Raw genomic sequence first — 21,489 nt, 5'->3', positions numbered from 1 at the left:
ACTTGCTTGGTCCGGCCGTCTGGCGGTGGCGAATAGGAGCTGAAACCTGTAAAATGGTGGGATAACGAATAACGGAAGGATTGTTGCGGAATGACGATCGGATCAGTAGCCGATATCGAAGGCTTGAAGGAAATCGGAAAAATCGTGGCGGTAACCATTGAGAAGATGAAGGCGTACGCCGAGGCCGGCATGACGACAAGAGAGCTGGATGAGTACGGGGGATCGGTGCTGGAGAGCTTCGGCGCGGTATCCGCCCCGAAACGGGATTTTCATTTTCCCGGCCACTCCTGCATCAGCGTAGGCCGCAGCATCGCCCATGGCATACCCGGCATGTATAAGCTGCAAGAAGGAGATCTCCTGAATATCGACGTCTGCGCGGCCAAAAACGGATACATCGCGGATTCGGGAAGCTCCTTCCAGCTGCCGCCATATGACGAAACCGTAACGGAACTGTGCAGGTACACGCATCAGGCGATGCTGAACATTATCGATTCGCTCCGCGACGGCACGAAGCTGAACGAAATCGGAAGGCAAATGGAGCTCGAGGCGAAACGGGGCGGCTACCGCGTCATCCGGAATTTATGCAGCCATGGCGTAGGCAGAGCCATTCACGAGGAGCCGAATATTCTTCCTTACTACGACAAGCGTGACCGCCGCGTCTTGCGGGAAGGCATGGTCATCACGGTCGAGCCGTTCTTCTCGACGGGCGCCGACTATGCGGATGAGCAGCGCGACGGCTGGTCGCTCCGGCTCCCGCGGGGAAGCATGGCCGTTCAATACGAGCATACGATCATCATTACGAAGGATAAACCGATCATCGTCACCGTCGCTTAAAGAATTCGTTCAGGTGCTGAAAACTGGACTTTTTGAACACGCGCTTAAGGCGCGAGCTCTCTTGCAAGCGCGTCGAGCGCAGCCAGCGTTTCTCCCGCCTTGCCTTGAATGCTGATGTCGAAGCCGTAGCTCCCATCCGCCGGCTCCAGTCCGATATACGCCTTGCAGCCGGACGTCAGCCTCGGGAGCTGGTTCGCCGGGGCGACCTGAAGGCTCGTTCCGATGACGAGCACAAGCTCGGCTTCGCGAATCCAGGCCAGCGCCTGATTCCAGGCCCGCTCCGGCAACGGCTCTCCGAACAACACGACATTCGGCCTCAGCTTACCCTGGCAGCCGGCGCAGCTCTGTCCGCCGACGAAGCTTGCCGTCGTCGCTTCTTGTCCGCACCGCTGACAGCGAGCCGTCCGTATCGAGCCGTGCAGCTCGGCGATGCTCCGGCTGCCTGCCATCGCGTGGAATCCGTCCACATTTTGCGTGGCGATGCCTCGAATGGTTCCGCCTCTCTCCCAGTCCGCTAATATACGATGGCCTTCATGCGGGGCGTAACGCTCCGCCGTCTCGATTCGGAACCGATAAAATTCGCGGAACAGCTCGTAATTCCTCTCCAGCGCATCCGCTGTTGCAACCGTCATCGGATCGATGCCTCTCCACCAGCCGTCCTTCGATCGAAAGTCCGGCAAGCCCGACTCCATGCTCATCCCCGCTCCGGTTAGCACCGCGACGGCCCCGTTAGCAAGATGGAGCTTTTGCGCCAGCTCCTTCAGCGCGTTTTCGTTCATTCGAATATCCCTCCTCTTTCCGCCATTATACCAAATGCGTTGGAATGGAAGAACGAGGCTTACTCGGCAGAACGAACGTTTTAATAGCGGCTCAGCGCCGCGGCCGTCTCTCGGTACCAGCCGAACTCCGCTTTCCTGCTCAGAAAATAGCGGCTGTCCATCAGAATCGGAATGACCTCCGCCCCTTTGTACATCGCGCGCGCCCCGATTTTTTCGACCTTGAAATGGTACTGGAACCGGATCAGCCGGTACAACAGCGGATCCAGCAGGGCAATGGCGTACAGCTGATTCCCCTTCTCCGCGTATTCGAACAAGCTGAACATCAGCATGTCGAGCAAGCTGGATGAGCGATAGGCTTTGACGATTGCGAATTTGTCGATCATGAAGACCTGCCCCGGATATCGCCGCAGCCGATCCGCCGCGTCGGGATTCAGGACACGCTGCCAATCGCCTCCGTCTTCATTCCTATAAGGAACGAACTGTACCGTGCCGGCGGCCTTGCCATCCGCGTAGAAGAGGAAACAGTCGCCGTCGGCATGCTCGTGCTCGAAGCCCTTTTCGTCCCACACCTTCATCCAAATGCTGTCGAACAGCGCTTTTTCTTTTTCGGTGGACACTTGAACGATCAATCTATCACTCCCAGACTGTTCTCTAATTCGCACAATAACCTCGTTAATTTGTTCTTTATAAAGAATTATATCGTTTACTCTCGGAAATTGTCAAAGCTTCGAGAAAGCCCGTTCCGCGACACATTAAGGAATAATGAAGCAAGCGGTAGTCATTTACAGTACATTTATCCCTCCCGAATCTGCCGCTAACATTATCCGCTTACAGTGGTAATGAGCGAAACGCTCTCCATAGCAAGGGTACGAGAACAGGAGAAAACCCTTTTATGAATCGGAAGCTGCCGCAGTCCCCATGCGAGCGGCCGGTGTCCGATCCGTAAAAGGGTTATTTGGCGTTCCTTGGCCTTCTGCTTAAAAACAAAATCGAGAGGATGGAGTAGATGATGTACCGAGCCTCAAAGCTGCTGCCCGCCATACTGTGCGCCGCCTTATTATGGGGAGTTATCCCCATCCACGCGTTCGCCGGCGCGCCGGCGGCCATTCCGGCGGAAGACGCAGCCGCGCCCGCCGAAACCGCCGGGGAAGACGAAGACTCCCCCGACGCAAATGCGGGAACACCGTCATCGGATTCGGCGCCGGAATCGGAAGAGCAGCAACCATCCGGACAGCCGGACGCTTCGAAGCAACCTGAGCAGTCGGAGCAGCCGGGACCGTCCGAGCTTCCCGAGCAGACCGGACAGCCGGGACCGTCCGAGCTTCCCGAGCAAACCGAGCAGCCGGGACCATCCGAGCTTCCCGAGCAGACGGATGCGCCCGGGCAGGCATCAGAGACGCCTTCCCCGACTGATGAGCCTCAGCCTTCGGAGTTGCCGGAGGAGCAGCCAGAAGACCCGGCTACTGACGAGAATTCCGAGCTTGCCGCCGCGGCGGCCGCGGAGCGTCCATCGCTCACCGTACGCAGGACAGATGGCGCTCCCGTCATTGACGGCGCCCTCGAAGATACAAATTGGAGCATCGATCAGCCGCTATCCCGTTCATTGACCGCTGGCGAAGAGGAAGCGAATTCGCCGCAGGGCGCATTCGGCGTGCTGTGGGACCACCAATATTTGTATATCGGCGTCCGTGCCGAGGATTCCACCCCGCTGCAAGACATGCCGGGCTACTGGTTCGAGCAGGACAATATGAACCTGTTCGTCGATCCGACCCTGCACCGCTCGGCTCCGTTCTCCGGCTCCGACCTGCAGGCGGGCTTCGTCTACCGCGATGATTCCAGGACGCCGGCTTTCAGCTTCGGCGCCGCACTATCCGGACACGCGGGCAAGGACGACAAAGACATCCTGCGCGCGATCCACAAGACGGACACGGGCTGGGAGCTAGAAGCCGCCATCTCTTGGGAGCTTCTGGCGTTCGATCCGCGATTGTCCAAGGAGCTCGGGCTGGAGGTCAGCGTCACCGACCGTTACGGCAGCGATACCGCCGAGCAGCGCACCTCGTATTGGAGCGCCTACCAATCCGCTTCGTTCTGGAACGATACGAGCGGGTACGGTACGCTGACGCTCAGCGACTCCGACGTCGTACAGGGTCCGAGCAATCCCGTGCTGCTCGAGGAGAGCTTCGACGGCGTGCCGGACGGCTCGCTTCCGGCCGGATGGATCTCTGACACGGGCGCGGGAAGCCCGCCATTCGCCGTCAGCGGCGGCCGCATGGCCTTCGACGGCAATGCGTCCGGCAAGCAATCCCGCGTAACGGCTCCCGTCCAATGGGACCATTACGTCGTGGAAGCGGATGTCCAATTCCATAGCGTGCTGAACGCGGCCAGATGGGCATCCCTGATGTTCCGCGGGACGGCAGAGGGCAAGCATCCCTATAATCAGATGGCGATCCGCCAGAACGGAACCTACGAGGTGGCTTACCGGAAGCCGGACAACGCTTGGTCCGTTATGGCCTCCGGTCCATGGAAGCCCCTCGCCTTGAACGAAACCTATACGATGAAGGTTCGCGTCTTCGATAACAACGTCAAGGAGTATATCAAACATGCCAATGACGCGGACTTCTCGCTGCTTGTGGACCGGTCGTTCGACAGCGACCTGCTGAAGCGCGGCAAAGTCGGGTTCCAAGCGGACCAGAGCAGCGTGTCGTTCGATAACTTGAAGGTGACGCGGCTGACGGCCGCAGCCATGGAGCTCGGCATCCCCGCCGAAATGGAGGCGCTGAGCGGTCCTATCGTCCCGGCCGCTCAAGTCACCTTCTCCGACGGGGTGACGGAGAACGTAACCGCGGGAAGATTGAAGCTGTATTCCTCGGACGAGAACGTGCTCAAAGTCGTGGGCGGCGAGCTGTTCCCCGTCCGCGAAGGCGGCGCCGTCGTCACGGCGGTATACGCGAACCTCGAGGTCAGCGCGCCCGTGACGGTCAAAGCTTCGGCGACTGGCGCGAAGGTCGTCTCCCTGGAGCATGATACGGGATATGTCCTCGCGACCGTCGGCTCGCCGCTGGCGCTCGGCGAGCTGAGCTTCGCGGCGTCGTTCAGCGATTTCACGAACGGCACCGTGAAAGGCGACGCCGTCCGATGGAGCTCGTCCGAAGATAAGCTTGAGCTCTCCGAAGGCAGCATAAACGTGCTGGAAGGAGGCGTTCACCGGATAACCGGAGAGATCGACGGCGTGACGATATCGATGCTCATTGTGGCTAAGTCGGCCGAAGAGTCCGGCTATGTCCTGTATGAGAACAATTTCGACCTTCTTCCGGACGGCACGATGCCGGACGGCTGGTCGCGTATCGAAGGAGCAACGCCTTCCAAGGCCGCCGCGCGGAACGGCGCGTTCGAATTGCAGGCGTCCGCGTCGCCGGATAACCCGTCGCGCGTGCTGCTGCCCGATTATTTGAGCCTGTTCGGCGATTACAGAATCGAGGCGGATATCACGCACCTGGCCGCGAACGAGCCGACGCGGTGGCATTCCCTCATGTTCCGGATTCAGAACGGCAATTATCCCTATTATCAAATGGCCGTGCGCCAAGACGCGTCGGCGGCGAACGGCGTCGAATTCGCGGAACGCAATACGTCGAACGGCTGGTCCGTCATCGACAAGGGGCCGTTCGGCGAGAAGCTCGATTCCGGCACCATGTACCGTTACACCGTAGTCGCCCGCGGCAACCGCGTGCAGGAATGGATCAACGATTCCAAAATTGTAGACACCGACTCGGCCGGTGCCTACTTGAAAGGCGGGATTGGATTGCAAGCAAACGGCAGCAGCATGAAAGTCGATAATCTGCGCGTGACGCTGCAGCAGGAGCCGCTCCCTCCGCTTCCCGCCGACCGGTTCGCGGACGTATACGAGCCGGAAACGAAGATCGCGATGGGACCGACCGTCGTCATGGAAATCAGCGATGCAGCGCAGCTGGAGTCTCTCTCGAAGCCCGAGACGCCGGCAACGGTCATTCTGCATGTGGACGATGCCCTCCGCGTGACGAACCCGGCCGGCACGGCTATTCTGGCGAATGTCTCCGACGTGGTTGAGCAGCTCGAAGGCCGCATAATCCCTGCCTTCTATGTGACATCGGAGAGCGCGGCGGATGCGGTCGCCATGTACGCGAAGACGAACGGCTTGGAGGACGCCTTTGTCGTGTCTGCCGACGGAGCTCTCATTAAGCGGGCGAGAACCATTATGCCGATGCTTCGCGGCATCCTGGATTTCAGCCATGCTGCCGGAACGGGCGGCGAGCTGCTGGATATTCGCCGCGAGACGACTAGCAGCGGCTCCAAAATCGCGATTTTGCCGGAAGCGGCTGCCTCGGAAGAGAACGCCGCGTACTTGCAGCAGCGCACGATCGTCGTCTGGAGCAAGGAGGATGCCAGCCGCTCGGACTCCTCGCTATCGAAGCACCGCCTCATCGCGACCGGCACGAACGGCATCGTGACCGACTCGCCGGAGACCGCGTTCGAAGCGCTTCGCGTCTATAATCATGCGATAACGCTCATTCGCGAGCCATATATCATCGGCCATCGCGGCATGCCGTCGAAGTCTCCCGAGAACACGATCGAGAGCAACCTGCTCGCCTATGAGAGCGGCGCCGACTTTATCGAGAACGATATGTACGTCACCGTGGACGGCCATCTGGTTATTATCCACGATGCCGTACTGCAGAACACGACGAACGGAACCGGCAGCGTCGAAAGCTTCACGCTGGAGGAAATTAAGCAGCTCAACGCGAACAAACCGTATCCGAACGGCTTCCCGCTCGTTCGCGTGCCGACGCTGGAGGAGCAGATCGAGCTGGCGCGGGAGAAAGGCATTATGCTGTACGCGGAGATCAAGACGGGCAATCCGAAAGCGGTTGACGCCTTGGTACGGGTCATCCGCGAGCAAGATGCCGAAGACATGATCAACGTCATGTCCTTCAACGCCTCCCAGCTCAGGCTGTTCGCCGAGCAAATGCCCGGCATGCCCGTCGGCTTGCTGGTCGGTAGCGGCTCCGAGACGGACGTCAATGTCGGCAAGGCGCTGCGCGACACGCTCCGCGCGACGCAGCAGCTGAACGCCACGTATAATGCCGGATTTATCGGCATGGGCCAGCAATATATGGAGGCTTCCAAGCATCGCGGAATCATTATTTCGCCTTGGACGATCAACGGACTCGCGGATTACACGAGCTTCTTCCTGCGCGGAGCGTTCGGCATCACGACGGACTACGCGTATTATTCCGAGGATTGGAACGTCGCTCTCGAAGCGCAGCAGGAGAGCTATTCCGTGAAGTCCGGCGACAAGCTGACGCTGAAAGCGGTCGCGGAAACCTACAGTCGTCATAAGCACGAAGTCGCGCCGGATCTCGTCTGGCTGGATGGCCAGGAGCTGTTCGATACGGCAGGCGGCGAGCTGACGGCCAAGTTCGCGGGCACCGCGCACCTCATGCTCCGGTATACGACGCAGCTCGAAGGAAATCACGCGTACGACCTTTATTCGGCGCCGATCAGCATCGAGGTCAAAAGCTCCGGCTCGCCGGGAAGCCCGGGAGGCGTAAGCGGGAACGAGGGATCGCCGGATAACGGCTGCGAACAACCGCAACCGGGCAGCGGCGTGATTCATGCCGATGCAGGATCGGATTGCTCGGCTCTCATCCGCCAAGCTTTTGCGTCGAACGAACAGGTTGAAGTTCGTTTTACGGGGCATACGTTCGAGGTTGATGCAGGGGCATGGCCGGAAAACAGCCGCACGGAAGAGAGCATGCTCGTCATCTCCAACGAGCTCGCCGTATACCGCTTCCCTGCCGCCCTCTGGAATCCGAAGGACTGGGAGAAGCTGACCGGCCGCTCACCTCACGACCTAACGGTACGCTTCACCATGAAGAAGCTGGAAGGACGGCTGCTCGATGACGCGCTTGCCGCTCTGGCTCAATCAGGAGGCACGCTGGTCAGCGACATTCTGGAATTCGAGGCGGAGCTGACGGACGCGCAAGGCGGGGTATGGCCGGTTCCGTTCGGCGCCCGCTATGCGGTTAGAGAAATGAAAGCCGATTCGTCTGTAGACGGCCGGCAATTGACGGCTCTGCAATATATGCCGGAGACGGGCATGCTGCATTTCGTTCCGGCCGCGTTTGCCGAGTCCATGGACAAGACGGGAACCATCGCCCGGCTTAAGCGGAACGGCAACAGCATTTATATGCTTGCGGCATATGACCGCCGCTTCGACGACATGGCCGGCCATTGGGCGCAGGATGAAGTGGCCCTTGCCGCCAACAAAGGTTTGGTGCTCGGCAAAGACGAATCCGCATTCGCTCCAGAGGATCAAGTGACTCGCGCCGAATTCGCGACGATGCTCGTTCGCGCTCTGGGTCTTTCTTCGGCCGAGGACGGCAGCGGCTTCCGCGATGTGCCGAAGGACGCCTGGTACGCGAAGGATATCGCGGCCGCGGAGCAAGCCGGCCTTATCTTCGGCTACGAAGACCGCGTCTTCAAGCCGGAAGCGTTCATTCGGCGCGAAGAAGCAGCCGCGATGCTCATGCGGGCCCTTGCCTTCGCCGGAGCTGAGAACGACATCGGCGATAGCCTCACTAAGGCGCAGGAAGAGCAGTTCCGGGACGCCCATGACATCGTATGGGCGAACGAAGAACTAGCCGCCGCCTTATCGATCGGCTTGATGAAGGGCACGGCCGACGGCTACCTGCTCCCGCAGCGCAACGCGACGCGCGCGGAGGCCGCGGCGCTGCTCATCCGCTTCCTGGAGATCGCCAAGCTCATCTAATAGCAGCGAAACGAGACTAGTCTCGCCTCAATTAGAAGGGCTGTCCATCGTCGGTAAGACGACCCGGACAGCCCTTTTCTTGCGATCACTCCGCGATCACGTCCCGTTCGTTAACCCGGACCTCCTCCGGCAGCACCTTCGACGCTCCCGGTACCTCGCGCGGCCTGAGCTCGAGATGCTCCGAGGAGCAAATGACGATCTGCACGGCGCCCGGGCTGACGAAGGCCCGAATGAGAATCGGCTGGTCGTACGGATTCTCGAACACGAAGTCCGGTCCGTACCAGCTGACCGTCGCGTCGCGTCCAGGAGGAACGTAACGCACGCTGCGGCTGTGGGAGTAACGCTCGACGATCTTCAGCCCCGCGCGGTCGGCCGCGTTGAACAACGTGGAGGACACTTGGCAGATGCCTCCCCCAATATCCTCGTACAGCTCGCCGCGCACGATGACCGGCGCGCGCTGGTACCCTTTCTCTTTGGTCCGTTTGCCGACCGACTGATTGAACGAGAATCTCTCGCCGGGGAACACGACTTGATTGTTGAGCGCCTTCGCCGCCAATCCGATATTCGCGGACCGGTTCGCGTTGCGGCTATTGAAATAGGTCACGTATTGGCCGATGTACCTCACCTTGATCGCCGATAGGATTTCGCTGTCGACTCTCGGATACACGCTTCGCAGCGGCACTTCGATCCGTGTCGGCTCCCCTTCCAGCATATAGCCGTAAAACCGTTTTTTGAACGCCGTGCGTTCCAGCTTCGTCCCCCTTCGCTCCGGCACGATTCTTCCCGACGCGTCAAGCGACGCGTTAATCGGCTTCGTCTCCACCTTAGCCGCGACACTTGCCATCAGCTTGTCCAGCTTCTCGTCATCCACAAGCGGGAACCCCGGTATCGACGCCCAATACGATTCTCTCGCCACCTCTTCGGCGACCGCTGCTCCATTCGACGTAATTGTTGCGTTCGGCCCTGGAATCGTCCACTGCATCATCGCAAGCAATACGGCAAACCATCCATTAAAGCCCATCTGCTGTCCAACTCCCGATTAGGTATTAACCAAATTAGTATGCGAATTCCACCGGTTGTTCATGCCCGCAAAAAAAAGAAACCTTCCCTCTCGGGAAAGGCTTCAACTATTCGCGGATCGCCAGCGGCTGCCCGCCTTATTTTTTGTCAACCTGCAGCAGCGTCACTTCCTTCACGGCGTACGTGTCCCTCAGCTGCTCCTCGGTAATAACCCTCAGCTTCACCAAGCTGGCGATGCGCGACAAGTCCGGCTTGGATAACAAGCGCCAAACCTGCGGGTCGGGCAGCGCCTCGTACAGCTTCGCGTCGTCGTATTCCTTGCGCTCCTGCTTGACCAGCTTGACCTGATACGATCCGATCGTCGTTTCGCTGACGCCTTGCTCCTCGCAATAGGCCAGAATATCGCGGCGCAGCTCCGTCAGCTCCTGCTCGATCTCCTTCTGCTTGCTCTTGAGGTCGAAATATCGCTTTACTTCGCGATTCAATCCCATCACGCTCCTCTTCTTTCCCATATATATGCAGGCAGAAGAAGGGTTAAGATAAGACCATCACGCTATTTTAAAACATTGTTTTTCTGCGCGTCGTTCGACTTTAACGCCAGCTTAGCTTTCACTAGCGTGTTGTCCTCGACGGTATAGGGCGGTGCGCCTTTCCCCGCGTGAATCGTGGAGATGCCGATCGCGGCAAGATTCGCCGTAATCGTATTGCCGCGGATGACAGCCTTCATAATATCGTTTTTTTCGTCCCGCTTCCAATAATCATTGAGCCGTATGAGCTCCGTCTTCTCGTTCGTTAATTGGCTCGCGACGATCGTATTGTTCTCGAGCAGCACGTCCTTGGCGGCCTGCACGCTTATCGCGCTGGCATTGCCAAGTATCTCGAAGCTCGAATTTTTGACGGTGAGCTCCAGCTTCGGATTTTCGGCCGCAATTCCGGTTGCTGCCGTCCGGCTGATCTTGAAGGTACACCCGTCGAACACGTATTTGCCGGCCGCGCTGACTCCGATCGAGCCGTAGTATGCGCCTTCCGCGCCTGCGAATTCGCAATCGTTATAGGTTGCCGGTGGCAAGGAGAGACCGTACGTCGAATTGAAATTGGTTACCTTAAGCCCGTTGATGATGCTGCCCGGCTCGATCCCTCCGGTTACGGTCCGTAGCTTCGACTCACCGGAGATCGTAATGTTGTTCAGCTTGATGCGCTTGCCCCAGAGGGACAAGCCGGCTTCCGATTTTTTGTCCGTGCTCGTGATCGTGACGTCGGACGCTTCGACGCCGAAAGGTTCGCTGGCCGATATGCCGAGCGTGGAATTAATGAGCTCCATGCCCTCGATCTTGATTCTGGGGCCCGTCAACGTGGTATAGGAGCTTACGAGCTTATTATCCCTCAGCGTTACGTCATGGTACGCAAATATTCGGGAATTCTCGAATAGATTGTTTTCGACTACAGCTCCTGTGAAAGGCTCGGATACCGCAAGTCCGATCGCGCCCTTGGAGGCCAGATGATTCCCGCGTACGACGGCGTCCTTGCCGTCGAAGAGAACAACATCGTAAGAAGCGTTATCATGGAAGCGATTGTTCTGGATCGTCACGTTGCTGTTGAAATAACCGTTCACATGGAAGCCGCCTTCGACGTCGATACCCGCTTGCGGCATCGTTCCTTTCATATGATGAAGGACGTTATCCTCGATCAGGACGCGGTCCGCCCCGCCGACGGTAATGCCCTGCCTGCGATTATAAGCGAACTCCGAGTCCCGAACCACCACGTTCGTGCTGACGACCCGGTTCCAGAATTCGATATACGCGCCCTTGGTATCCTTCTTCGTGAATTCCAGGTGGGCGTAGTCTGTACCGTCCGGTATCGCGATTTGGTCGCGCGTCTTCACGCCGCTCATCGTCTTCAGCAGCTTGCCGGATTTATCGAAGAAGAACACGTCGAACACGCCCGGAAGCTTGATCGGGTTAGACAGCTCGAAATAACGTTTGGTCTTAAAGATAGCATGATCGAAGCGCAATGGCTTCACCGTCCGAATCTTCTCCTTGTTCGCCGCCGGTTTGCCCTTCTCGTTGTACTCTCCGGAGACAAAGCTGTTCTCGTACAGATCCAGCACCATCGTTCCGTAACCGCCGAGGATGAGCCCGTCGCCCGTAAAATGGGTGGACTTCACGCCTTCGATCGTAACCGAATCGGCGCCTTCTACCGCAATGCCATAGCCGCCTTCATGCGTGCCGGACGAATACTTATGATCTTTTTTGCTGTAATCGTGCGCATCCCTATCGCCTATGTACACCCCGCCGCGTATGGTCACGTTGTCCGCGCCAAGGCCGATATAGAGAAGATGGTACAGCTCCTTCCCGTTCTTCTCCTTCTGCAGGATGACATCGTTCGTCAGCTCGAACAGCATGTTTCCTACCATGTTAATTCGGCTGTTCTTATCGATCAAATAAGTGCCGGCCGGCAGCGTCACGGCGGTAATGCCGTTTTTGTGCGCCCACTTCAACGCCGCGTTAATGCCTTTGGTTGTCTTGACGGAATCCTTACCCTCGTTGCTGATGCCCCATTTCTTCAAATCAATGACATGGGGCGTCTCCTGATAACGTTCTGCATCAGCCCCCGTCGGAAGCTTCCCTTCATCCGTCTTCTCGCTCTCGGATTGAACGGACCCCGCATGGTTCTCTGCCATCGCCGAGCCTTTCGCCTGGAAAGAGGTCCCTATGTCGGCTGCCGCGCGCAACGGCAGCTGCGCAAGGGATAGCTGCATGCCGATTAGTAAGCACCAGATCATCCATTTCACTGTCTTCAATATCCTCCTCGCATCATCCATATGCATATGGAAACATGTTCCTATTCACTATACCATTCTTGTAGTTCTGTATAAAGAACGTCCATTTGCCTATTTTTGCGCGAAAAAAAAAGAGACTTGCATCTACGCGGATGCAAGTTCTCCTCAAACGAACAGCTCCAGCAGCGGCGCGTACACGCCATGCAGGAATAGATAGAGCAGCGCTCCGACGCCGGCGCCGATGAAGGCGCCGTTGACGCGGATCCGCTGCAAGTCCGTGCCGACCTTGTCTTCCACGAACGAGACGAGGCGTTCCTCCGTGAAGCCCTCCAGCGTCTTCCTCGCGATCTTGCCGATTAGGGCATGCTCGCGCTCAAGCAAGCCTCGGATGAAGGCCTTCGCGTAATGATCCAGCTGCGACTTCGTCTCTTCGTCCGACTTGAACGCTTCCCAATAGGCGGCGATCAAGCCGCTTAGCCAGCCTTTGACGTCTTCGACATGAAGCGTTCGTTCTTCGATCGCGACGTATTTCAGCTCGTTGCCGGCGAGCAGCATGCTCTTCGCGCTCTCCAGCATCGCGTGTATCGAAGGCTGAAGCGACAGCTCATCCAGCATGTCCCGCTTCCAAGACTCGATCGTTGCCCCAATCTCCTCGCTCGCTTCCAGCTGGTCCGCAAGCGTCAGTACCCGGGCTTCAATCATAACCCGAAGCTCGTGCTCCGGATTTTGCAGCTCCGCCATGAAGCTCTGCAGGTCGCGGTACATCGTATCCGCCGCTTCGTCTAAGTTAATAGCGTCCGCCGCTTCCGCGAAGTCGACCAGCTTCTGCTTGAGCCACCTTGTGAAGGAGCCGCCTTCGCTCACGAATTTATCCTTCTCCTTGCCCATCATCGCGCGTATGGCTTGTCTCGTCTCTTCGGCGGATGCCCGCTTGGCCGCGTAATCGATCAGGTAACCAAGCCATTTCTGAAAATCGCTGTTCGACAGCAGCCATCGGAGCCCCTTGCCGGCATAGCGGGACAAGTTCGCTTCCCGAAGGATGGATCGTCCGTGCTCATCGAGCTTATCGGCCCACGCCGTCATATCCGCTCCCCGCAGCCATGAGATCAGGAGCGACCAGATTCGATCCGACAGAGACGACGGCGCCCCTGTCCGCTCCCGCTCGATCCAACCGATCAACGCTTCCACTATACTGTAGCCCATCAATTTATCCATAATGGCGTTTTTACTGAGCAGCTGCTTCTCGACCATCGCGGCCACGCCTTCGATCAGCTTCTCGCGCTTGCGAGGGATGATCGCCGTATGTGGCACCCATTTCATGCCGAACGGATGACGGAACAGCACCGTTACCGCGAACCAATCCGCAAGCGCGCCGACCAGCCCCGCCTCGGCCGTATATAGCAGCAAATTAGACCACCAAGCATCATGTCCGAAATAAAGGAGAACGGCTGCCGCCGCAAACAGGAACGCAAGCAGGATCAAGCTCAGGTTTGCCCGTTTTCTCATGTCCACCGCCATCACCCCCGAATCCAAAACGTAAGCAAATACAACATCACGCCCGCGAAGCTGCCAACGATCATCCCGTTCAAGCGAATATACTGAAGATCGCGGCCCGCCTTCTCCTTGACGAGCGAGATGAGCTCGGCTTCGCTATACGATTCCAGCTTCTCCCGGACCAATCGACCGATCCAAGCATGCTTCTCCTCGATCCAGGACAGCAATAACGATTTGATGCCGCCGTCCAGAGAACGCTGCAGCTGCGAATCGTTGTTCAGTTTTTGCAGTCCGTGCTCCAGCTCCGTGTCTAACCAACGGAACACGCCTGCGCCCGGCACAGTCTCCCCGCCGCTTCCGGGACCGGTTAATGCCGCATGGAAACGGCCAAGCTGCTTGCGAAGGAATTCGTCCAGTCTCGCCCGTTCCTTCAACGCTTCCAGCGCTTTCGTTTTGCCCCGTTCCACCTGCTCCCGAAGCTCCTCGTCGTCCCGCAGCCTTCGGACGAACTCCGCGATCATCGCCTTCAGCTTCTCGCGGTGCGGATGGCCCTCTTCGGCAAGATTTTGCAGGAAAGCAGACAGCCAATCCTGAACCTTGCCGCTAATGGACGCCGCGTTCAATCCCCCGGTGTAATTGACCAGCCTCCTGCGGAACTTCTCCCCTTCGTAAGAACGAATAGCCGATTGCGCGACCTGCTCGATGACCAGCTTGAACGACGCGGATTTCACCAATTGGACAAAAGGCTGCAGGATGAACGAAATCGCTTTGTCGTCATAGCGGTTCCGGATGCTCCACTCGCCGATATCCGCGAGCAGATCGGACAAGCGGAGCGACTGCCCGTGGTCGGCAATGAAACGCTGCAGTCCGGCGGCAAGCTGTTCCGGATCGGCCTTGGCGAGCAGCATGGCGAGCAGCTTCTGCGCGATCGCGCGCGTCTCCTCGTTTCCTTTCCCGCTGGTCATATAGCCCGCCAGCACCTGGCCCAAGTCATGCTCCTCCAGCGTCTCCCTGATCGATGCCACCGTCAGCAAATCCTTTTCGACCATGTCCACCAGCTCGCCGATCAGCCGCTGCCGATTCCGCGCGATAATATGGGTGCCCATCCACCGCGGCCACTTGATCCGTAGCGGATCGCCGTACAGCGCCCCAATGGCAAAAGAATCCGCGAGACCGCCGATCGTTCCCGCGCTGAACAACGCAAACCCGAAGCCTCCCCAGAATGTATGCTGGAACGGAAAAGCGGCCAAAATCCCAACCGCCGAAAGTCCAAGCAAAGCGTTCGCCCGTTTTCTCACGCTCCATTTTCCCATGATGTCGCTCCATTTCACTGCAAGAATAGGTAATGCTAGTTTAACCTTTTTTGGCACTCGCATCCACTTGACCAAAGTCCAATAAGCAAAAAGCCGCCCCGGCCATTGCCCCGTGTATCAGGAGCGGCCGAAGCGGCTTGCTGGTATATGTTATTGCTGGCTGCCCGGCTTGGAGTCGATACCGCCTTTGCCCGTGCCGGCTCCGCCTACATTGCCAGGGGCCGGTTTGCCTGTGCCGGCTCCGCCCACGTTACCGGGAGCAGGTTTGCCTTTGCCGGCTCCGCCCACGTTGCCTGGGGCTGGTTTGCCTGTGCCGGCTCCGCCCATGTTGCCTGGGGCTGGTTTGCCTGTGCCGGCTCCGCCCATGTTGCCTGGGGCTGGTTTGCCTGTGCCGGCTCCGCCCATGTTGCCTGGGGCCGGTTTGCCTGTGCCGGCTCCGCCCATGTTGCCTGGGGCTGGTTTGCCTGTGCCGGCTCCGCCCATGTTGCCTTTACCGCCCTCAGCTCCGCCGCCGATCCCGCCGCCGTTGCCTTTGCCGCCTTCAGCTCCGCCGCCGATTCCGCCGCCGTTGCCTTTACCGCCTTCAGCTCCGCCGCCGATTCCGCCGCCGTTGCCTTTACCGCCTTCAGCTCCGCCGCCGATCCCGCCGCCGTTGCCTTTGCCGCCTTCAGCTCCGCCGCCGATTCCGCCGCCGTTGCCTTTACCGCCTTCAGCTCCGCCGCCGATTCCGCCTGCACCGCCGCCAATTCCGCCTTCGCCGCCGCCTGCTCCACCTGCGCCACCGCCAATGCCGCCTGCGCCGCCACCAGCTCCGCCTGCACCGCCGCCTGCTCCACCTGCGCCACCGCCAATGCCGCCTGCGCCGCCACCAGCTCCGCCTGCACCGCCGCCTGCGCCACCGCCTGCTCCGCCTGCACCGCCGCCTGCTCCACCTGCGCCACCGCCAATGCCGCCTGCGCCGCCACCAGCTCCGCCTGCACCGCCGCCTGCTCCGCCTGCGCCACCGCCTGCTCCACCTGCTCCGCCGCCTGCTCCACCTGCACCGCCACCAGCTCCGCCTGCGCCGCCCCCTGCACCGCCTGCGCCACCACCAGCTCCGCCGCCTGCCCCACCAACTCCGCCTGCGCCGCCAATGCCTTGCGCGCCGCCTTGCGACTTCGCTTTTGCTTGGCCTCCGCCGCCTTTCATCGAAACGTAGGAATAGGAGATGGATTGCAGCGTTTTAAGATCCACCGCTCCCGTTACCGCAAGACCATGCGTCTTCTGATAATACATAACGCCTTTCACAAGCGACTGGCTGTAATAGCCGTCGATTGGGCCCTCGTAGCTGCCCAACGATTTGAGCATGCCTTGGATCACGTATACATCCGGGCCTTTCGCGCGCTTGCCGACCGCGTGCGTCGTATGCGGTATGCAGAACATAAGAGCGATCGTCATTAGCGCGACGCTTAAGTATTTGGCGGCAAGCTTACCGCCGGTGAACCGCTTATTTGATGCTGAGAACTTTCCAACCTTCACCTGATTGCACCTTCCTTTTTCCATGAGTGATTTGTTACCAACGTTACTATCCCCATAATTCTCAAATCGTTACATTCCCGCAGAAAAAAAACCGGCTGAAAGTTCGCTGAAAGTGCCCCTATTCAGTCATTCCGAAGTTGGCTTTCTCCCATCAGGGCTTCATAATAGAAAGGATAAAAACGAAGCTAATGCTTTCGAAGCGGTTTTGTTCCACTGCGTTCCACAAAACTGAGCGAATGCTTTCGAAGCGGTTTTGTTCCACTGCGTTCCACAAAACTTTAGGAGGATTACCCGTGACATCATTGCAAGGAATCAAGCTTCTGCTCGTGGACGACGAACCTAACATCCTGCAATTTCTGGAGCTTGGTTTAACGAACGAGGGAGCCATCGTAGAGACGGCCTCCGACGGCATTGCCGCCCTTCAGGCCGCAGCTTGCTTCCAGCCGCATGTCGTCATACTGGACGTGATGATGCCTCATAAAGACGGCTTCGAGGTATGCCATGAGCTCAAAAGCGCGGGCAATCAAATCGCGTCATCATGTTGACCGCCAAGGACGAGGTCGAGGACCGCGTCTACGGGCTGACGCTCGGCGCGGATGATTATTTGGCCAAGCCGTTCAGCTTCGGGGAGCTGCTTGCCCGCATACACGCCAGGCTGCGCAATCAATTTCCGAACCTGCTCGGAGAGGTCGCTTACGGACCGTTCCGCATCGACGACAAGAGAAAGGAGCTCCATTATAAGGAGCAGCTCCTGGAGCTGTCGCCGACGGAGTACGAGTTGCTCAAATTTATCGTCATGAACAACGACATCGCGCTGAGCAAATTACTTATTTTGGAAAAAGCATGGGGCTATGATTTCGGCGGCGAGCAAAATATCGTCGAAGTGTACATCCGCTCCATCAGGGACAAGCTGGGCGACAAAGAACACCGGCTTATTCGCACGCTGCGAGGAGCCGGCTATCGGATGGATCTGGCATTAGCGGGGGGCAGATTTCGAGCATTGCCCGTCTTGTTCCAAAACCAGGCTCGCTGCGTTACCAGCTGCTCGTTCGGTCACTTCTAGTACTGGCCGCGTTGTTCGTCTTGATCGGCGTCCTTCAATATTTATTTATGAAAGACTTTCCGTACCGCAACAAAGCCGATTCGCTGCAAGCACAGCTTGCCGCGCTGCCTCTCGATTTGATTACAGGCGGCAATGACCCGACCGGTCATCGTCCCGGGCGCATAAGATCGGACTCGCCGCTATTTTTTCAACCGGGATTTTCGTTGGCTTTTATCGATGAGGACGGCCAGGCGGCAACGGTGACCGAGGATGACAGCTGGAACGCGGCGGAGCCGCCGCTGCTAACGAAGAAGGATTACGACCTCATCAAAGAACGGCTGAGGTCGTCGGGCCGAACCGATTACCGGCTGATCGATTCGAAGCAAGGCGAGCAGCTCGCCGTATTCCGGCTGGCAGGCAAACCCCGCGGCCGCGAGATCGAGCTCGTGCAAGCGGCGGTGGAGACCGAATCGCTCCGCGGCCAGCTCATGACGCAGGTCGGCATTTTTGCCGGATTGGCCCTATGCGCGTTAATGGCAGGACTAGCCTTCTATCTTCCTTTGCTTCGCCGGACGCTGGCGCCGTTATCGAAGGTTGTAACGGCGGCCGAGCGTACCGATTCCGGCAATTTGGACGCCCGGCTCCCCGAACGGCAAGGCCAGGCGGAGATCGATTCCTTGTCCATCGCGTTCAACGGCATGCTGAAGAGACTCGATTCTTCGTTCGAGATTGAACGCTCCGCGAACGAGAGAATGAGACGATTTATTGCGGACGCTTCCCACGAGCTGAGAACTCCCCTAACCTCGATTCAAGGCTTCATCGAAGTGCTGCAGAGAGGAGCGGCAACCCATCCGGAGCAGCTGCGGCGATCGCTTGCCAGCATGAAGACGGAGTCCGAACGCGTCAATAAACTGGTGGAGGACCTGCTTCAGCTCGCGAGAATGGATCAATCCATACCGCTCTCGCTGGAGGAGACGAATCTTGCCGAATTGATCGCGTCGATGGAACCGCAGCTGAACGTGCTGGCAGGAGGACGCGAGTGGCAGCTCGCGAGCGAAGAACGAGTCCTAGCCTAGGTAAACCCGGATCAAATGAAGCAAGTCGTTCTGAACCTGTTTCAAAACGCGGTGCAGCACACCGATCCCGTTGCGGGAACGATTCATCTCGGCTTGAAAATCATCGGCGCGGAGTTTCAAATCGATTGCGAGGACAACGGCGCAGGCATCCCGCCCGAGCATCTCCCGCATATTTTCGGCCGCTTCTACCGCAGCGACTTTTCCCGTTCCCGCGCCCGAGGCGGAACCGGCCTCGGTCTCGCCATCACGAAATCGATCATCGAGGCGCATCGTGGCCGCATCGAAGTCGAAAGCAAGGTCGGCGCGGGCACGCGTTTCATTGTGTCGCTGCCGGCGTCCTCTAAATAGACGAAACCACTTCCTGACGGAAGTGGTTTCGTCGTTTATCGCATTCTATTAAACTTACGAGCCTCGCAGCCCGTGTACTTTATAACGCTTTCCTGCTTGAGCCATAAATTCGATGCGCTCTGCATCCCGCCGCTTGAATGCGATCGCTTCCCCGTTCTCGTCCTCGACGGAAGCAACGCCCTTCATCCTCACGGCGCAAGTTCCGGTCCGCGCGGCATATATCGCAGCTTCCGACCTACCTTCGGCATTCCACGCCAGATCCACCTCGAATCCGCCGCGCGCGCGAAGCCCCGTCACGGATCCTTCCTTCCAGGCAGCCGGCAGTACCGGCAGAACCGACAGCTCGCCAAGATGGCTTTGCAGCAGCATCTCCGTGACCCCTGCGGTGAAGCCGAAGTTGCTGTCGATTTGGAACGGCGGGTGGGCGCCGAACAAGTTGGCGTACACGCCTCCGCCGGTTACGCTGGTCGAGTCGCCGTCTACCAGTCTGAGCATATTGCCGATCAGTCCAAGCGCTCTGTCGGGTTCGCCGAGACGGGCATACAAGCATAGCTTCCATGCAAGACTCCAGCCCGTGCCTTCGTCGCCGCGGCGTTCCAGTGAACGGCGAACGGCCTGCACAAGCTCCGGGGTCTCCATGTCGTTAATTTCGCAGCCCGGGTAGAGACCGTACAGATGCGAGACATGGCGATGATGAACATCCTCGTCGTCGAAGTCGGCCGCCCACTCTTGAAGCTGGCCATGCTTGCCGACCTGGTAAGGAAGCTGCGCGCTCCGCACTTCCCTCATACGCTCGCGCAGTTCTTCATCGACGCCGAGCCGCGCGGAGGCTTCCTCGCAACGCGTCAGCAGCTCCCGGATCAGCGCCATGTCCATCGTAGACGCCTCGGTCACGCCGGCCAGCTCGCCGCTTTCGGTGCGGAATCGATGCTCCGGCGATGTGGACGGAGACGTGATCCACCGCCCGGTATCGTCCTGAATCATCCACTCCATGCAGAAGACGGCCGCTTCCTTCATGATCGGATAAGCATAATCGGCTAGAAAGCTTTCGTCGCCGCTGTACAGGTAATGCTCCCACAGATGGGCGCACAGCCAAGGACCCGACATGTACCAGTTCGCCCATACGGGATCGCCCGATCCGAACGCTCCGACAGGCGCGGCATGACGCCACAAATCGCTGTTGTGATGGGCGACCCAGCCGGACAGTCCGTAGTTCTCCCTGGCGACGACGGCTCCCGTCTCGCTCAGCTCCCCGATGTACCGCAGCAGAGGCTCATGGCATTCCGCGAGATTTGTGCTTTCCGCATGCCAATAGTTCATCTCGGTATTAATGTTCAGCGTATAATTGCTGCTCCACGGCGCCCGAAGCTCTTTGTTCCAGATGCCCTGCAGATTGGCGGGCTGGGTTCCCGGCCTGGAGCTGGCGATCAGCAAGTATCTTCCATACTGATATAATAGCTCTACCAATCCGTTGTCCTGCGCCCCTTGCTCGATCACCCGCTTCCATGTCGGAATGGCGGATCGTGCCTCATCTTCCCCGAGTCGAAGGGATACGCGCCCGAATAGAGACTGGTAATCTTGGATATGTGACTCTAGCAAATCTTCATAAGCGACCTTGGCTGCCTGCGCCAGCTGCTCCTCCGCGATTGCCGACGCGTCGCGCCCTTCAAGACCCGGGTGCTTATCGAAGCCGTTGAAGCTCGTCGCCGCGCTGAACAGGAGCGTAACGACTGCCGCCTCATCCGCGAACAAGACGCCATCCTCCGTCCGGATCGATCCGTTGTCCGCTATCGCCGCAAGTCGGCCCTCGAACCGCATGCCATGGTCGCCATACACGATCGGCTCCCCGCTTCTATGATAATTCGGATCGACATGCGTCGGCGCTGTCCCCGACAGCTTAAGCATTCCTTCCCCGGCCGACGTCTGATGACGGAGGGGGCTGTCCAGCATCGCCCGAAGCTGAATGGCGCCCGGCTTGCTTGCTTCGATTCGCATGACGAGCACCTGATGCGGGTGCGAAACGAAACAAACTCTGCGATAATGCACATCGCCTATCGTATAGCTTGTCGTCACAACGGCGCGTTCCAGGTCCAGCTCGCGCCAGAAGTCCGTTGCGTCGGCTCCGTGACCGAGCTCGACGACGAGATCTCCGAACGGCAGATAGGACTGCGTATACGGTCCCATCGCTTCCTTCATTTTCGCGTCGGCCAATAGGTATTGACCTTCGCTTATAAGACGCCGGACCTCCGGTATGACGTCCTTGGCTCCCGGATTCGTGCCCGAGCTTGGCACCCCGGACCACAACGTATCTTCGTTAAGCTGCAGAAGCTCCCGCTCTATGCCCCCGAACGCCACGGCCCCCACTCGTCCGTTACCGATCGGATACCCCTCGGTCCATTTGGCCGCCGGCTTGTTATCCCCTATGAATAGCATGCTTTCTCCACCTCTGATCTTCGACATCTTGCCCGTACGCTACCATTG

General features: G+C 58.7%; 13 protein-coding genes and 1 pseudogene. 5 read left to right on the top strand and 9 right to left on the bottom strand.

The features are described from left to right. Window positions 1–90: 90 nt before the first annotated feature. On the top strand, window positions 91–834 hold the full coding sequence (gene map / locus NQZ67_RS13275; protein WP_257446268.1) for a type I methionyl aminopeptidase: 744 nt from the start codon (window positions 91–93) through the stop codon (window positions 832–834). A 44-nt stretch (window positions 835–878) separates the two neighbouring features. On the opposite strand, the gene NQZ67_RS13270 is transcribed toward map, so the two are convergent. Both NQZ67_RS13270 and NQZ67_RS13265 read right to left on the bottom strand, forming a co-directional pair. Further along, window positions 879–1,613, bottom strand: coding sequence for an SIR2 family NAD-dependent protein deacylase (locus tag NQZ67_RS13270; RefSeq protein WP_257446258.1), 735 nt, complete (start codon window positions 1,611–1,613; stop codon window positions 879–881). A gap of 80 nt (window positions 1,614–1,693) precedes the next feature. Next, complete coding sequence (locus NQZ67_RS13265; protein ID WP_257446254.1) at window positions 1,694–2,242, bottom strand: hypothetical protein; 549 nt, start codon at window positions 2,240–2,242, stop codon at window positions 1,694–1,696. A gap of 377 nt (window positions 2,243–2,619) precedes the next feature. Between NQZ67_RS13265 and NQZ67_RS13260 the strand changes: the two genes are divergently transcribed. Beyond that, window positions 2,620–8,418, top strand: coding sequence for an S-layer homology domain-containing protein (locus NQZ67_RS13260; RefSeq protein WP_257446251.1), 5,799 nt, complete (start codon window positions 2,620–2,622; stop codon window positions 8,416–8,418). Window positions 8,419–8,503: 85 nt separating this feature from the next. Here NQZ67_RS13260 and NQZ67_RS13255 read toward each other — a convergent pair whose 3' ends face one another. The 6 genes from NQZ67_RS13255 to NQZ67_RS30360 form a co-directional block, all read right to left on the bottom strand. Further along, window positions 8,504–9,439 (bottom strand): VanW family protein, encoded by a 936-nt coding sequence (locus NQZ67_RS13255; RefSeq protein ID WP_257446249.1) that lies wholly within the window; start codon window positions 9,437–9,439, stop codon window positions 8,504–8,506. A gap of 136 nt (window positions 9,440–9,575) precedes the next feature. After that, window positions 9,576–9,929 carry a hypothetical protein gene (locus tag NQZ67_RS13250; RefSeq protein WP_257446247.1) on the bottom strand — a complete coding sequence of 118 codons (354 nt, stop codon included), beginning with the start codon at window positions 9,927–9,929 and terminating at the stop codon, window positions 9,576–9,578. Between the two features lie 62 nt (window positions 9,930–9,991). Beyond that, the gene (locus tag NQZ67_RS13245; protein WP_257446354.1) at window positions 9,992–12,220 is read right to left on the bottom strand and encodes a right-handed parallel beta-helix repeat-containing protein; all 2,229 of its coding nucleotides are present in this window, start codon (window positions 12,218–12,220) and stop codon (window positions 9,992–9,994) included. A 162-nt stretch (window positions 12,221–12,382) separates the two neighbouring features. Beyond that, window positions 12,383–13,723 (bottom strand): DUF445 domain-containing protein, encoded by a 1,341-nt coding sequence (locus NQZ67_RS13240; RefSeq protein ID WP_257446246.1) that lies wholly within the window; start codon window positions 13,721–13,723, stop codon window positions 12,383–12,385. Between the two features lie 11 nt (window positions 13,724–13,734). Continuing rightward, a complete protein-coding gene (locus tag NQZ67_RS13235; RefSeq protein WP_257446244.1) occupies window positions 13,735–15,024 on the bottom strand; it encodes a DUF445 domain-containing protein in 1,290 nt (429 codons plus the stop codon). 150 nt (window positions 15,025–15,174) lie between these two features. Further along, window positions 15,175–16,542, bottom strand: coding sequence for a peptidoglycan-binding domain-containing protein (locus NQZ67_RS30360; protein ID WP_371825300.1), 1,368 nt, complete (start codon window positions 16,540–16,542; stop codon window positions 15,175–15,177). Window positions 16,543–16,835: 293 nt separating this feature from the next. Between NQZ67_RS30360 and NQZ67_RS13225 the strand changes: the two are divergent. The 3 genes and pseudogenes from NQZ67_RS13225 to NQZ67_RS30355 form a co-directional block, all read left to right on the top strand. Continuing rightward, window positions 16,836–17,515 (top strand): annotated as a pseudogene (locus tag NQZ67_RS13225) (response regulator transcription factor); the annotation flags it as partial. A gap of 137 nt (window positions 17,516–17,652) precedes the next feature. Next, window positions 17,653–18,660: a sensor histidine kinase gene (locus NQZ67_RS13220; RefSeq protein ID WP_306812842.1), complete on the top strand. Its 1,008-nt coding sequence runs from the start codon at window positions 17,653–17,655 to the stop codon at window positions 18,658–18,660. A gap of 15 nt (window positions 18,661–18,675) precedes the next feature. After that, window positions 18,676–19,008: a sensor histidine kinase gene (locus NQZ67_RS30355; RefSeq protein ID WP_306812841.1), complete on the top strand. Its 333-nt coding sequence runs from the start codon at window positions 18,676–18,678 to the stop codon at window positions 19,006–19,008. Between the two features lie 54 nt (window positions 19,009–19,062). Here NQZ67_RS30355 and NQZ67_RS13215 read toward each other — a convergent pair whose 3' ends face one another. Further along, window positions 19,063–21,441 (bottom strand): glycosyl hydrolase family 95 catalytic domain-containing protein, encoded by a 2,379-nt coding sequence (locus NQZ67_RS13215; protein WP_257446242.1) that lies wholly within the window; start codon window positions 21,439–21,441, stop codon window positions 19,063–19,065. Window positions 21,442–21,489 lie beyond the last annotated feature (48 nt).

The sequence above is a fragment of the Paenibacillus soyae genome, assembly GCF_024623455.1.
GTDB lineage: Bacteria > Bacillota > Bacilli > Paenibacillales > Paenibacillaceae > Pristimantibacillus > Pristimantibacillus soyae.
Note: the sequence above shows the minus strand (reverse complement) of the source record. Positions and strands in the feature narration are given on the sequence as shown.